This is a genomic window from Maricaulis sp. MIT060901 (genome assembly GCF_047123815.1).
Taxonomy (GTDB): Bacteria; Pseudomonadota; Alphaproteobacteria; order Caulobacterales; family Maricaulaceae; genus Maricaulis.
Genome location: NZ_CP138920.1, coordinates 1831046 through 1845304 on the forward strand (window position 1 = coordinate 1831046; position 14259 = coordinate 1845304).

Consider the following 14259-nt stretch of genomic DNA (forward strand, 5'->3'; position numbering starts at 1 on the left):
GGAGTAGTGCTGTGACGGTTGAAAGTCTGGCCCTGGAGATGGCGCAGCGTGCCCAGTCGGCGCGACAGGCGGCTGCAAACCTTCCGGCGGAACAACGGTCTGCCGCTTTAAGCTCGGTCGCGGTCGCGATGGAGGCCGCCTCTGACGCGATCCTCGCGGCCAATGCCCGGGATATGGAGACAGCTCGCGCCAATGACCGACCGGCGGCTTTTCTCGATCGTTTGATGTTGAATGAAGCCCGTTTGGGCGACATTGCCGCCGCTGTGCGCCAGATTGCAGCGCAGAATGATCCTCTGGGTGAGGTGATTGAGGCCTGGGAGGCGCCGAGCGGGGTGAATATCTCCCAGGTTCGGGTGCCGATCGGTGTTCTGGGTGTGATTTTCGAAGCGCGCCCCAATGTAACGGCGGATGCGGCGGCCCTTGCGATCCGCTCGGGTAACGCCGTCCTGCTTCGCTCCGGGTCGGATTCCCTGCAATCCGCGCTGGCGCTTGTTTCCGCGATCCGTCGCGGCCTGGAAGCGGCAGGATTCCCTGCTGACCTGGTTCAGCATCCCGATACGGCAGACCGGGCCTTCGTCGGTGCGATGCTGTCAGGCCTTGAGGGCCAGCTGGACCTGGTAATTCCGCGGGGTGGCAAAGCCCTTGTCGCGCGTGTACAGGCCGAGGCACGGATTCCGGTGCTGGGGCATCTGGACGGGATCTGCCACGCCTATCTGCATCCCAGTGCCGATCGTGACATGGCCCGCGCCATCATCCTCAATGCCAAGCTGCGCCGAACCGGCGTCTGCAATGCGCTGGAATGTCTGTTGATCGATCGCGCTGCAGTCGCCACGCATTGGCCGATGATTGCCGAGGCGCTCAGCGATGCCGGCTGTGAAATCCGGGCTGACGAGAGCTTGCGCGGGGCCTTTTCTTCGGCTGTGGCCGCCAGTGACGGCGACTGGGGGCATGAATTCCTCGATGCCATTATTGCTGCGCGCGTGGTGGACGGGCTGGAAGGGGCAACTGCCCATATCGCCCAATACGGGTCCGGTCACACGGATCTTGTTTTGGCTGGCGATGCGGTGGTTCAGGAGGCCTTCCTCAACACGGTCGACAGCGCCGTGGTCATCGCCAATGCCTCGACAGGTTTTTCAGATGGCGGCGAGTTCGGCTTCGGCGCCGAGATCGGCATCGCCACCTCCCGCCTGCATGCGCGCGGTCCGGTCGGTGCGCGCCAGCTGACGAGTTACAAATACGTCGTTCGTGGTGATGGGCAGACGCGTGGCTAGACGACGCTCGCAACCTGTTACGGGACGCCGGTCCGCACCCGGTCGATGTGGCGCTCGTGTGCTTCAGGGTGAGGCCCTCGCATCGGGTCAGCGTGTCGGTTTGTTCGGGGGCAGTTTCGATCCGGTGCATGGCGGACATATGCATGTCGCCATAGCGGCGATGAGACGGTTGGGTCTGGACCGTATCTGGTGGCTTGTTTCACCTCAGAATCCCATCAAGAACCGCAAGGCTGACGCCTTTGCGGAGCGGTTCCAGGCCGTGCAGGGGACGGTCCAAAAGCCGGGTATGGTGATCAGTGATGTCGAGCGTCGCTGGGGTGTTCAGCATACGATGGCGCTGCTGTCAGAGCTGAAAAAGCGATTTCCAAACAACAGTTTCGTCTGGGTGATGGGGGCGGACAACCTGCGTGGATTTCATCGCTGGTATCGCTGGCGGGATATATTCAACTGCGTACCTGTCGTCGTGGTTTCCAGGCCGCAAGATCCGGTCAGGGCGCGCCTGTCGATTGCGGCAAGTGTCTATCGCAATGCACGAATTCGTGAGTATGACGCGAAAAATCTGGCTCTTAAAACGGCGCCGGCATGGACCTATCTGATTGAACCGTTACAATCGGAGTCCTCGAGCGCGATACGCGCACAACGCTAGATCTCGCCCTTTTCTCCGCAGCAAACTGGAAGTTTACATGACCGACCAAGTGATCGGCCGCCAATCTGCGCATGCCCTGATCAATTTTTTTGACGACCAGCATCCGCCGCTTGGAGATTTCATGCGTGATGTCGAGGAGGGTCTGTCCGCGACGCCGCGTTCCATCCCGCCGGTCTATTTCTACGATCAGGAAGGGTCCGCCCTGTTCGACCAGATCACCGAATTGCCGGAGTATTATGTGACACGCACCGAGCTGGACTTGCTGGGCAAGATCTCCAGCGAGCTCTCGTTGCGGGCCGGTGCCGGCGCCGTGGTGATCGAACCCGGATCAGGGTCGAGCGTGAAGATCCGCACGCTGCTGGATGCGCTGGGCGATGCGTCCGGTTATGTTGGTCTGGATATCTCACGCGATCACCTGATTGCGGCGTGTGAAGACCTGGCGCGGGATTATCCCGATGTGGCCATTGGCGCTGTGTGTGCGAACTTCACGGCTGGTCTGAAGCTGGACCACCTTCCCCTGCCGGACGGGCGTCGCCTGATCTTTTTCCCGGGATCAACCATTGGCAATTTCGAACCGGCCGATGCGCGGGCCGTACTGGCCGGTTTTCGCTCGGGCATGCGAAAGGGGGATGCTGTCCTGATCGGCGCGGACCGGGTCAAGGACGAACAGATCCTGGTTGATGCCTATGACGACGCAGCTGGCGTCACCGCCGCCTTCAATCTCAACCTGCTCGAGCGAATCCGGAGCGAGCTGGGAGCCACTCTCAATGTTGAGGATTTCACCCACAAATCCATCTGGAACACAGAGCTTCAGCGTATCGAGATGCATCTCGTTGCCCAACGCCGCACCGAAATCGAGCTGAACGGCAAGGTCCATGTGTTTGAGGTCGGCGAGACCTTGCACACCGAAAACTCCCACAAATTCACGCCGACGAGCTTTCAGTTGCTGGCGGAGAGCGCCGGATACACGGTCGTCAAGCACTGGTCAGACCAGGCTGAACTCTTCTCGCTCTACTGGCTCGAACCAAACTGGGAAGCGTGATATAGACGTCCCTTGTATTGGTGGTCAGAAAGGACAACCCCCTGTCTATGGAAACAATCCGCCAGGTTGAAGGCGAAGCGGCTGCGGCCGTTCGTGTCACTGGCGAAGATGGACCCGTCGAAGAGCTGGAAACGCTCATTATCGACAGTTTGGAAGACGACAAAGCTGAAGACATCGTCTCGATCGACCTTCGTGGCAAATCGTCCGTTACCGACATCATGATCATCGCATCCGGTCGTTCTGCGCGTCATGTAAACGCGCTGGCGGATCACTTGTTGCGTGGAATCAAGGAGTCGGGACGTTCCGGTGCGCGCGTTGAAGGCCTGCAGACCTGTGACTGGGTGCTGATTGATGCCGGCGATATCGTCATCCACCTGTTCCGACCGGAAGTTCGCAGCTTCTACAATCTGGAGAAGATGTGGTCGGTCGAGCCGGACGATACGGCGTCCTAGGTGAAACTCACAATCGCGGCCTTGGGGCGGCTCAAGGGCGGCCCCGAGCGTGAGCTGGTTGATGATTATCTCAAGCGTGCCACACAAACCGGACGCCCGCTCGGGCTAGGACCGGCCGGCGAGCTCGAGATTGATAACCGCAGCCTGAAAAGCAAAGCCGATGAGAGCCGTGCCCTAGCGGGCGCGCTGCCTTCGGGTGCGCGCATTATCCTGCTGGACGAACGCGGCAAGACGCTGACCTCCCCGCAGCTTGCTCAGCAGCTTGGTCGCTGGCGCGACGATGGCAGTCGTGAGGCGGTTTTCTGTATTGGTGGCGCTGACGGGCATGATCGCGGCGTGCTCCCGCAGCCGGACCTGGTGCTGTCCTTTGGATCGCTGGTCTGGCCGCATATGCTGGTTCGCGTGATGATCGCGGAACAGATCTATCGTGCCGCCTCAATTCTGGCCGGATCGCCATATCATCGTGATTGAGCGTTAACCTTGGCAGAGCTAGCTTGCCTTCATGATCCCGCTCCTTTTCGTCTCGTTTCTGGCTGTTACCCAGCCACCGGACTCGGTTCCGCCCGATCCGGCGGAGGCCGAACGCCTTGAGCAGCAGGAACAGCTAAGCGCTGAAGAGGCCCGCATTGCGCGCGAGCAGGCTGAGGAGATTTCACGCGAAATCTCGGCCCTTCAGCAACAGCTGGTCGCCCTGGGCCGTGAAGTTGATGCCAGTGAGAACGCAGCCTTGCGCTCGGAAGGTGAGCTCGTTCGCCTATCAGCCGAAGAGGCGGAAATCCTTGATCGCCTGGCGGCAAACCGCGAGACATTGATAGACGTGCTCGCAGCGATCCAGCGCATCGAGTCGCAAACACCGCCTGCCCTGATGGCGTCGCCGGATGACGCTGCGGAGGCCGCGCGTGCGGCCAGTCTGATGTCTGAACTGGCTCCGGCGCTTCGAGAGCGGGCGGCTGAACTGGCGGAGGAGCTTGAAGCCCTTCGCGCCGTTCGTGCTTCCATTGAGGCCGAGCAGATCACGATGGCCAGCGCCGAGAATGCCCTGACAGGTCAGCGCCTGGAGTTACAGGTCATGATCGCCGAGCGCCGGGCCCTCGAGGCACGCCGTCGCAACGAAGCTGAGGAATTGCTCACTGAATCCAGCCAAGCCGGAGAGCGCGCGCAATCGATCCGATCACTTCTCGGTGAGATCGCACGCATGTCTGATGTGGTGCCCTCTATCAGTCCAAGGCGTCTGCTGGGCTCTGATGACATTCCCACGCCGCGATTGCGGCCCGTGCGCGGCCTGACCGACGCCCAGGCCCCACTGGTTCCACTGGAGAGTTTGCGCTTCGCTGAAGCGCGAGGACGCCTGCGCCCGCCAGCTGCCGGGGCGATTGCGACTGAATACGGCGATGTGACCGAAGATGGCACACGATCTGAAGGAATTTTCATTCGAACGCGCGGTGGAGCACAGGTAGTGTCTCCTTTCGATGCTCAGGTCGAGTATGCCGGACCGTTCAACACCTACGGCGGTCTCTTGATACTGAATGTCGGAGATGACTACTATATCGTGCTGGCAGGCATGGCCGTGACCTATGCCAGCGCCGGGCAAAGCGTCCTCGCGGGAGAACCCGTTGGTGCAATGCCACAAAACGGCCAAACGGCACCAGAATTGTATCTGGAGCTGAGAAGGAACGGAAATGCTGTTGACCCGGGGCCCTGGCTCCGCAGCAGCCGATAGCCGTTTCAGGAGTTACGCGGAAAGGACGCGCGCTTACATGCGGATCAATATTCTCGCTTCGGTTTCGGCTTTCGCTCTGGGGGCATTTGCGCTCGCGGTTTCTGCAGAAGGCAGCCAGGAAGACCGAACGGAAACATTCCGCCAGCTTGAGCTCTTTGGCGATGTCCTCAGCCGGATCGAGTCCGATTATGTATCAGACACCGAACAGGCCGCCCTGATCGAGGCAGCCATCGAAGGCATGCTCGACTCGCTTGATCCGCACTCGGGTTATCACAATCCGGAAAGTTATCAGGACCTGCAGGTCACCACGCGTGGCGAGTATGGCGGCCTGGGCATGGAAGTTGTCAGCCGCGATGACTACATCACCGTCGTTTCCCCGATCAGTGACACGCCAGCGGAACGTGCGGGCCTGCGCACCAATGACCGAATTGTCGCCGTTGATGGCGAGGATATTCGTGGCGCGTCTGTGACCGACGCGGTTGAGTTGATGCGCGGTGCAGTCGGTGACCCGGTCACCATCACGATTTCCCGTGGCGATGATGTGCCGTTCGACGTCACGCTCGTCCGCGACACCATTCCGCTGCGCACCGTCGTCTCGCGTATCGAGGAGGGGCTGCCCTATCTGCGCATCTCCGGTTTCAACGAGCGTACAACCGAGATGCTGCTGGAGCAGCTGGTCGAGCTCGAGCGTGAAAATGACGGTCCTCTGCCGGGCCTGATCCTGGACCTGCGTTTCAATCCGGGTGGTCTTCTCGACCAGGCGATCGGTGTGACCGATGCCTTCCTGGATGGTGGCGAAGTGGTTTCCACCCGCACGCGCGATCCGCGCGACACCCAGCGCTACAATGCGCGTCCGGGCGACCGCCTCGATGGTTCACCGATCGTGATCCTGATCAATGAGGGTTCTGCCAGTGCTGCGGAGATCGTGGCCGGTGCCCTGCAGGACCGCGAACGCGCCCAGCTGATTGGCATGACCAGCTTCGGCAAAGGGTCGGTCCAGACGATCATCCCGCTGCGAGGTGGACGTGATGGTGCGCTGCGCCTGACGACCGGCAGGTATTACACGCCGGCGGGTCGTTCTATCCAGGCGACGGGCATTATTCCTGATCTCCAGATCAGTTCTTTCCCGATCGAAGATGGCGAAGACGCCGCCATGTCGTCCGAAGCTGATCTCGATGGTGCGCTGGACAATGACACCGGTGCCGAGCGGATCGAGCAGGATCTGGCGGTGATCGAACAGCCGCCAGAAGACTGGAACGAGAACGAGGATTATCAGCTACATCGTGCACGCGAGATCCTGCGCGCCTCGATGGAGCGTCAGCAGGCATCCTTGCAATAGGTCTCGATCCGTCGAAAGCCATTATCAGCGTTAACGCTTTCTGCACAGGAGCCCGCCACTCTGGAGCCGACGATCTGTGCCCGCGATTCGGGCGCCTAATCTGACGCCGAGAGACGGATCATGACTGCTGCCGCCGCTGCTGCCTTGCGCCATGCTGCCCCCTTGTTGAACATTCGCGCCCCGATTTTCGCCGGGCTGGGAGCGGCCGGCGTGTTTGCCCTGGTCATCCTGGGTGTGGCGATTTTCGGCAATGGACAGTTTGATGCGCCGAGCGCAACGGGCCGTGTGGGCCCACTTCCTCAGGCAGCTGTCACCCCAGAGCCCGCAGCAGAGACGCAAAATCCGATCAGTTTTCAGTCTCCCGATGAGGGAGCGGAAGTCAGCCTCAGCGGCGTCAATGAAGGGTTTGAGGCGCCTGCAAGCGAGCCAACAGCGCCCAATGGTCCCGGTTCTGACCCGGCAAGCGCAGAAGTCAGCCATGCTTCAGCCGCCAGCAATCCTGAGGCTCTTGCGCGCGCGCCGTTCTCCGGCCTGACCGAACCGGGTCCGGGTGGCCCCTTGCCGGTAATTGGCCCAAATGATCTTCGCCCTTCTCGCGCCTATGCCCGTCCCTTCCATGGAGACCCCAATACCCCGATGATCGGCATTGTTGTGGGTGGAATGGGCGTCAATCCGACGGTGACGACGGCCGCGATCGAGGAGCTGCCGCCGGAAGTCGCGCTGTCCTTCTCGCCCTATGTCGAGAATCTGCAAGGCTGGATCGACCAGGCGCGCGCCGCTGGTCATGAAGTGCTGATCGAAGCGCCGATGGAGCCGTTCGACTACCCTAATAGCGATACGGGGCCGTACACATTGCTTGCTGACGGCCCGACCGAGGAAAACGAGCGGCGACTGATGTGGATTCTCAGCCGTACGACCGGATATTTTGGTGTAGCCAATTATCAGGGTACACGTTTCTCGACGTCGCGCCCGGCGGTGGAATCACTGATGCACTCGCTGGAACGTCGCGGCGTGGCCTATCTGCATGATGGTGTCGGCCGCCGCAGCCTGATCGATACGGTCGGCGCTGGCACGAACGTCGAATACGCCATTGCGGATCGCATTCTGGACGAAGAGCTGAGCCCCGCCATCATCGATCAGCGCTTGCTGGCGCTTGAGGCGCTCGCGATCCAGAACGGTGCGGCGCTCGGTAGCGGTTTTGCCTATCCCGTTACGGTCGACCAGGTCCAGGCCTGGTCCCTGGGCTTGGAATTGCGCGGCTATCAGCTTGCACCACCATCTGCCGTCATGGCTCGGCGCCGACTCGAGGCCCGCCTCGCTGCAGAGGCGCAGGGCACGAACCAGCATGCGGAGGAAGAAACGCAGCACCGCTGGATGGATGACGCCGAAGGGGGTGACGAATACGGCGCTGCCGCGGATGACGGTCACTGATCGTGTCCGAGGACGCCTACCCCCAGCACAGGCCCAATGTCGGCATCGCCTTGTTCAATTCGCTCGGCGAGGTGTGGATCGGCAAGCGGGATGCCGCCGAGCCGCCCTGGCAGTGGCAATTGCCGCAGGGTGGAATTGATCCGGGTGAAGCACCTGAAGATGCCGCGCTGCGAGAACTGTACGAAGAGACTGGTGTTAAGCCGGAACTGGTCGAGCCCCTGGGCGCGATAGACCGCTGGATTGCCTATGATTATCCGCCGGACGTGCGCGATGATCCCAGATTCGCCCGCAAGCGGCATCTCGGGCAGAAACAGCGATGGTTCGCCTATCGTTTTAACGGCAGCGCAGAGGATTTCGACCTGGAGGCCCATGGTGAAGTCGAGTTCTGCGACTGGCGCTGGGGGCGCCTGGAGGAGTTACCGGACCTGATCATCCCGTGGAAACGCGAGACCTATGTCCAGGTCATGCGGGAATTCTCGCGCTTTGCCATCCCTGCGAGAGCTTCCAAACCCGCCTGACTTGATCGGCGCGCCGAACCGGCAAATGTTCTTCCCTGACCGGAGGGGCAGGCATGCCATTATCCTTTGCAGACTTGGACACCTATCGCCAGAGCGCCCGTCATTTCAACGGGCCGCACGGACGCATAGCCTGGTGGATGCGTGGCCAGGGACGCCCGCTTTTGCTGATTCACGGATTTCCGACCTGTTCCTATGACTGGTCGCGTATCTGGCCGCGTCTGGTCGGTAGCGGCTTCAATCCGATTGCGCTCGACATGCTGGGTTTTGGCCTGTCCGACAAACCGGACATGCACCGCTATGATCTGATGCAGCAGGCGGACCTGCATACCCAGCTGATGCACATTGCCGAGGTCGATGAGTGTGATGTCGTCGCGCATGATTATGGTGTGTCCATCGCCCAGGAGTTATTGGCCAAACAGAACCGAGGGCGCCTGGGCTTTCGCATCAACTCGGTCAGCTTTCTCAATGGTGGGCTGTTTCCGGATCAGCATCGCGCCCGTTTTATCCAGCGGTTGCTTAACAGCCCGCTGGGACCTGTTCTCAGCACCATGCTGACACGCAAGCGTTTCGGTGCGTCATTCGCGGCCGTGTTTGGCGCGGATACCCAGCCGGACGAGGAGGAGCTGGATGCGTTCTGGGAGCTGCTCTGCGAACACAATGGGCATCGCATCGGTCACCTGCTGATCCGGTATATCCGGGATCGCAAACAGCATGCTCGCCGCTGGGCGGATGCATTGCAGGGCGCTGGCGATACGCGACTGCAATTGATCAATGGCAGCCAGGACCCCGTCTCTGGCCGCCATCTTGCGGATGCCTTTGCCGAACGGGTGCAAGAAGCGCAGATCGTTCGGATGGACGGGGCAGGGCACTACCCGCAATGGGAAGCTCCGGACGATGTGTTCGAGGCACTCCGGAGTTTCCTGACCCCGGCCGGCTAGTTGCCGGCCGAAAGGTATTCGCGCTGCACCGGTCGTCCATCCAGGATGACCCAGCGGATCGAACCCATGTCGCTAATTTCATTGCGCGGGTCCTCGCTCAGAAGCAGAAGGTCGGCCTGTTTGCCCACCTCAACGGAACCGATCTCATCTTCCAGGCCGAGCAGGCGAGCATTGTTGATTGTGGCGGCCGCCAGAACCTCGGACGGGATCATGTCCATCTGCTCCATGGTCAGCATCTCCTGATAGCCATGCAGGCCCGGTGCATTGGTGTAGGTCGGGCTGGACGGGGTGTCGGACGCCAGGACAAGCTCGGCGCCATTGGCGTGAAGATAACGGCCGACTGCGATGACCCGGCGCAGTGCTGCACGGGAGGTTTCTCCCGGTTCGCCAGTGGGCGCATGACCGAGAAAATTCTCCACCACGACAGGATTGTCATCGGCTATCCGCTCCAGATTATCCCGGAACCATCCGCCCTGGGGGCCGGAATGCCACGTGATCAACTCACGCGGCAATGTCGCCGCAAGCGCGTCGCTGGTCAGGAAGTCCACGTCATAGAGCGCGACTTCTCCGTGAATAGCGCCGGTGGTCAGCTGTACGGTGATGCCGTTTTCGATTGTGGCATCGAGCAGGTCTTCAATCTGCGCCGGCAGCTCTGTCTCCGGATTGACCTGAGCGCCGTTCAGCTGGTCCCAGTGCCAAAGCCCGTGCGCCATGACGTGGGCACGCGCTTCAACCGCAGTGTGCCAGGACAGAAGCGAGGTCGCGTGCAGCAGGTTGAACAGGCCACGCGTTTCCGCTTCCCGCGCGACCCGGTCGAGAACCTCGGTCGGAGCCGTATTGAAGTCGAAAAGGCCGCCAAACCCCGGTTCATGGAAGGTCTTGATACAGATCGCATCGCCATCATCTGCGATACGCCCAACGACGGCCTCGGGGGTGTGTTCGGCAGGATCATGCTCGGCGGGGATGCTCTGGGCGACATCCGGGTCGTGAATGTAGTAGGGCGCCTCGTAACGATACTCCTCGGGTTCGAACATCATGCCGTAACCATTCGCATACGGCGCTGCACGGCAGGCGTGGAGCTGGGAGGAGAGCTCCAGCCCGTTCCAGTGATCCACAAAAGGCCGAGAACGTGTCAGGTCGAGCAGGGTGGTAAAACCCCAGTAGAGATAGGAGCGAGGCTCCTGGCGCCGATAGGCGCGAACCAGCGCAATATTCTCCTCGACCATGTCGCCACGCAGACCGCCATTGCCCCCGAGATGCACATGGCTGTCGATGAGCCCCGGGGTGAGGTAGAGCCCGGCAGCGTTCAGTTCGGTTTCCGAAGCTAGCGCGACGAGGTCTTCACCGATCGCGGTGATGCGCCCGTTCTCGACCCGGACATCGAGCGGCATTTCCGAGATTGCGACATTGGGTGAAACGATGATGGCGTCGCGGATCAGGAGATCCTGTGAGATGAGCGCGGACGCGAGGGCAAGGCTGGCGAGAATTGGTGAGATCATTGGTCCGTCTCCTCGTAGTGGCGGGCAGAGAGACCGGCGCGGTCCATGGGAGCGCCGTTCAGGATGACGGTGGTGATGGATCGGTAGGCGTCGATCGAACGAAGCGGATTGTCTTGCATCAACAGCAGGTCAGCGCGTTTTCCGACCTCGATCGTGCCGATCTCGTCGGCGAGGTTGAGTGTTTCGGCATTGCGCCGGGTTGCCATGTCCAGGATATCGGCCGGGCTTATCCCGGCTTCGGCCAGTTCGCGCATCTCCCAATGACCGTTGAGACCCGGCGGGTTGCCCCAGCCAAACGTGCCGACAGCTGTATCTGTGCCGAAGACCAGCGCATCAGAATTGGTCGCCAGATAACGGAGAAATTGCTGGTAGCGCCCCTGATATCCGTCCATCAGATGCGGAATTAGCGCCTCATCCAAACGATTGCCGAGAATAACCTCGATAAAGGTGTCGCGCTGGGGTTGGGCGTCGGTGCGTAAAAACTCCACATAGGAGGACGGCACCACGTCGAGCCAGTCGGCGTCTTGCAGGATGTCCGGTTCGAACATGGAGCGGGTCTGGCCCAGCGTCCGGATGGTGGGTTGCAGCTGCAGGCCTGCCTCGGCAATGTCATCGGCAAGCTCAAACATCATCGGCGGAGCTATCGGCTCGAGCAGGTCCACGGGCATGTCCCAGGGACCATGCGCCATAACGTCTACGCCAGCCGCCAGACCCATTCGATGGGCGGCGGGTGTGGTGCCGTGAAGGAAGACTGTCAGACCGCGCTCCCGGGCCTCGCGCACGACTTCGGAGAAGATAGCCTGGCTTGGCAAAGGCCATTCCGGACCATTGGGCATCCAGGGCGCATCCTCGAAATAGATCTTCACGCAGATCCCTCCAGACGCCTGGATGGTCTCCAGTGTCGCTGCCGGTGTGTGCTCAGCCGGGTCGGAGCCCTCGGGAAGTTCGGGGGTGACATGGCGATCATGCAGGAAGTTGGGGAAGGCGTCCTCGACCGGCAGGTGCGCCTGGTGCGCCATGAAACCGTTCGAGGTCACAAGGCCTTCACCGCAATGAAACAGGCGAGGCCGGATGGGTGCGGCCTCGAAGGCGCGATTGGTTTCGAAATCCGCATTCAGCTCGACCAGGGTCGTAAATCCCCAATAGAGATAGCTGCGGGGCATCTGTTCGAAATAGGCTTCCTGAAGGGCCAGCGAGCGTTCGCGTTCGACCAGGCCCGGGCGCAAACCCGTGGCGTGGTAAAGGTGGACATGACTGTCGATCAGGCCGGGGGTGAGATACTGGCGCTCTGCGTCGATAACCCTCTCGGCTTGATGAGGGATACTGGCGGGCTGGATGCCAAGGATGCGGCCATCCCCGACCAGAACGGTCAGGCCTTCAACGGGCGTGTCGCGTTCGGGTGAAACCAGCGTGGCGTTTTCAATGGCGAGATCCTGGGCGAGCAGGGACGAGGTGATCAGCGCGGCGAGAACACTCATAAGAAGTCGCATTTTTCTGTCTTTCGGTTTGTAAAACTGATCCCGAAATTGCAGGTTTGTCTTTGCGTGCGCGTCCTGAAACGCAATCGAGGACGTGCGTTTTCTGGAGTTTCCGCGGAGTGCGCCTTGTCCGCCCTTCTTTATGCCGGTGCGACCCTTGCCTTTGTCTTCGCCCTGTATCTGGCGACGGCGAGCGAAGGCGTGCGCACTTCTCACCGCCTGCTCGCGGCCGGCTTTGCGCTGATGGGGGTGCAGTTTCTGTTGTCCAGGCTGCAATTCGATGTGCCGGAGCACTGGCTGGTGCAGATGCGGCCGGTGTTGGCGATGTTCCTGCCGCCACTTCTTTACCTCCATCTGCTGGTGGCAGAACGCAGCGAAGCCCGCTTGCGTGTGGCAGACGCTGTGTACCTGGCCGGGCCGGTACTCATGTTGGTCGTTCGGCTTGCCGGCGGTGAGGCCTGGTTTATCGACGGCCCCATTCTGGGCGGGCTCGCGTTGTACGCAGCGCTGATATGGTATCGCAGCAGACAACCCGCAGGGGATTTCGCTGTGCGCGGAGTGATTCTGGCCGCCTCTCTGCGTCGCTGGCGGTGGATGGTTCTTTCCTGGCTCCTCTTGACCCTGGCCTCCGACACCTGGATCACATTCGAAATTTCATCACCGCCAGCGCTTGAAGATTCCCTGGGGTTTGGCGTCGCCATGCTCTTTCTGTCCGGCTTTTTTACCTATGCCCTAGTGCTGGTGCTGGTGCTGCATCGGTCCGGCCCTTTGGGTTGGGTTGCGGCGCGCTTCCGAACTGCGGGTTTAACGGCTGATTTGAACGACCGGCTGGCGGCTCATATGCGAGAGCGCCAGCCGCATCTGGACCTGGAGCTGAATATCGCTCGCCTGGCCCGACAGCTTGGCGTGCCGCAGCGCCAGTTGTCGGAGGCCGTGAACACGGCACACGGAGTCAGCTTCAGTGTCTGGGTCAGTCAATGGCGGGTGGAAACCGCCAAGGGCATCATGCGTGCGGAGCCTGAAAAGGGCTTGCTGGACGTGCTCCATGATAGCGGTTTCCAGAGCAAGTCCAGCTTCAACAAGACTTTCAAGGAGCTGACCGGCCAGACGCCCAGCGCCTGGCGGTCCGAGCAGACCGGCCAGCGCTACTCCTGATCCAGCCGCTGGCGCGCTCCGGCGTGAGCGGGCTCAAGCGCCAGGGCCTGTTCAAAAGCAGCTTTGGCCTCTTCATTCAGGCCAACACGCAGATACGCGTCCCCGAGGCCGACCAGCGCGTCTGCCTCATCCGGCAGAATCCGGGAAACCCAGCGCATGCTGGTGACAGCGTCCTGGCCAAAGTTCGCGCGAATGAGTTCATAGCCGAACTGATAGACCTCGATGGCGTGTTGTTGATCCTGTGGCAGCGAGGCGAGGAAGGCTTCGATCTCTGATCCGCTAGCAAGGATTCGCCGCAACATAGGTGGTGACGGGAGGTCCGCAGCTTCGCCCAGGGAGATGCGGGCCAATGCATCAGCCAGCGCCCCGAAATACATGCCTCCTGTATTGGCGAGCAGGGCGATGCTCAGTCCCGCGTTCGGGATGTGGTGGAGTTCTGCGGAGAAGCCGCGTGTAGATCCGGAGGCGGAGAATCGTTGCAGGGCCTGTCCGTTTTCCAGGGTCAGCGTGTCGAAGTGCCAGCCCAAGGGATAGCCTTCCGACGATTGCGCGATTTCGCGCTGGATTGTTTCCGAGGCGATGATGTTGCCGGCAAACAGGGCATCGGCGAAGGCGATGGTGTCGGCTGCGCTGGCATGGACATTGCTGATCGCCAGGCGGTGTTGCCATTGCACGTGAGGCGCATTGACGACGCCATCCCGGCCCGGGGCATAGCCATTGGCGAGGCGTCGCCGGGGGCGGGGTTTCATCAACCAGGCCGGTCTGTTCCA

At 61.2% G+C, this 14259-nt stretch carries 14 protein-coding genes; 11 read left to right on the top strand and 3 right to left on the bottom strand.

Annotated features, from left to right (window positions below):
- Positions 1–38: 38 nt before the first annotated feature.
- The 10 genes from SIC17_RS09005 (at position 39) to SIC17_RS09050 (ending at position 9357) form a co-directional block, all read left to right on the top strand.
- The gene (locus SIC17_RS09005; protein ID WP_412546915.1) at positions 39–1271 is read left to right on the top strand and encodes a glutamate-5-semialdehyde dehydrogenase; all 1233 of its coding nucleotides are present in this window, start codon (positions 39–41) and stop codon (positions 1269–1271) included.
- Entirely contained in the window at positions 1264–1917 is a 654-nt protein-coding gene (locus SIC17_RS09010) for a nicotinate-nucleotide adenylyltransferase (RefSeq protein WP_291891110.1), read from the top strand. Before SIC17_RS09005 ends, SIC17_RS09010 begins: the two co-directional genes overlap by 8 nt.
- Positions 1918–1954: 37 nt before the next feature.
- The gene (gene egtD / locus SIC17_RS09015) at positions 1955–2959 is read left to right on the top strand and encodes an L-histidine N(alpha)-methyltransferase (protein ID WP_291891111.1); all 1005 of its coding nucleotides are present in this window, start codon (positions 1955–1957) and stop codon (positions 2957–2959) included.
- 47 nt (positions 2960–3006) lie between these two features.
- Positions 3007–3411: a ribosome silencing factor gene (gene rsfS / locus SIC17_RS09020; protein WP_291891113.1), complete on the top strand. Its 405-nt coding sequence runs from the start codon at positions 3007–3009 to the stop codon at positions 3409–3411.
- Positions 3412–3882 (top strand): 23S rRNA (pseudouridine(1915)-N(3))-methyltransferase RlmH, encoded by a 471-nt coding sequence (gene rlmH / locus SIC17_RS09025; RefSeq protein ID WP_291891115.1) that lies wholly within the window; start codon positions 3412–3414, stop codon positions 3880–3882. It begins immediately after the preceding gene.
- Positions 3883–3913: 31 nt separating this feature from the next.
- Positions 3914–5131 carry a murein hydrolase activator EnvC family protein gene (locus SIC17_RS09030; RefSeq protein WP_291891117.1) on the top strand — a complete coding sequence of 406 codons (1218 nt, stop codon included), beginning with the start codon at positions 3914–3916 and terminating at the stop codon, positions 5129–5131.
- A gap of 37 nt (positions 5132–5168) precedes the next feature.
- Positions 5169–6470, top strand: coding sequence for a S41 family peptidase (locus SIC17_RS09035; protein WP_291891119.1), 1302 nt, complete (start codon positions 5169–5171; stop codon positions 6468–6470).
- A 120-nt stretch (positions 6471–6590) separates the two neighbouring features.
- Positions 6591–7901 carry a divergent polysaccharide deacetylase family protein gene (locus tag SIC17_RS09040; RefSeq protein ID WP_291891121.1) on the top strand — a complete coding sequence of 437 codons (1311 nt, stop codon included), beginning with the start codon at positions 6591–6593 and terminating at the stop codon, positions 7899–7901.
- A gap of 2 nt (positions 7902–7903) precedes the next feature.
- Entirely contained in the window at positions 7904–8419 is a 516-nt protein-coding gene (locus tag SIC17_RS09045; protein WP_291891123.1) for an RNA pyrophosphohydrolase, read from the top strand.
- Between the two features lie 53 nt (positions 8420–8472).
- The gene (locus SIC17_RS09050) at positions 8473–9357 is read left to right on the top strand and encodes an alpha/beta fold hydrolase (RefSeq protein WP_412545149.1); all 885 of its coding nucleotides are present in this window, start codon (positions 8473–8475) and stop codon (positions 9355–9357) included.
- Here the strand turns inward: SIC17_RS09050 and SIC17_RS09055 are convergent.
- Together SIC17_RS09055 and SIC17_RS09060 are read right to left on the bottom strand one after the other, a co-directional pair.
- The gene (locus SIC17_RS09055) at positions 9354–10856 is read right to left on the bottom strand and encodes an amidohydrolase family protein (RefSeq protein ID WP_412545150.1); all 1503 of its coding nucleotides are present in this window, start codon (positions 10854–10856) and stop codon (positions 9354–9356) included. The genes SIC17_RS09050 and SIC17_RS09055 overlap by 4 nt on opposite strands.
- Positions 10853–12346 (bottom strand): amidohydrolase family protein, encoded by a 1494-nt coding sequence (locus SIC17_RS09060; protein WP_412545151.1) that lies wholly within the window; start codon positions 12344–12346, stop codon positions 10853–10855. Before SIC17_RS09060 ends, SIC17_RS09055 begins: the two co-directional genes overlap by 4 nt.
- 114 nt (positions 12347–12460) lie before the next feature.
- Between SIC17_RS09060 and SIC17_RS09065 the strand changes: the two genes are divergently transcribed.
- Complete coding sequence (locus SIC17_RS09065; protein ID WP_412545152.1) at positions 12461–13489, top strand: helix-turn-helix domain-containing protein; 1029 nt, start codon at positions 12461–12463, stop codon at positions 13487–13489.
- Here the strand turns inward: SIC17_RS09065 and SIC17_RS09070 are convergent.
- The gene (locus tag SIC17_RS09070; RefSeq protein ID WP_412545153.1) at positions 13480–14238 is read right to left on the bottom strand and encodes a hypothetical protein; all 759 of its coding nucleotides are present in this window, start codon (positions 14236–14238) and stop codon (positions 13480–13482) included. The genes SIC17_RS09065 and SIC17_RS09070 overlap by 10 nt on opposite strands.
- Positions 14239–14259: the final 21 nt, after the last annotated feature.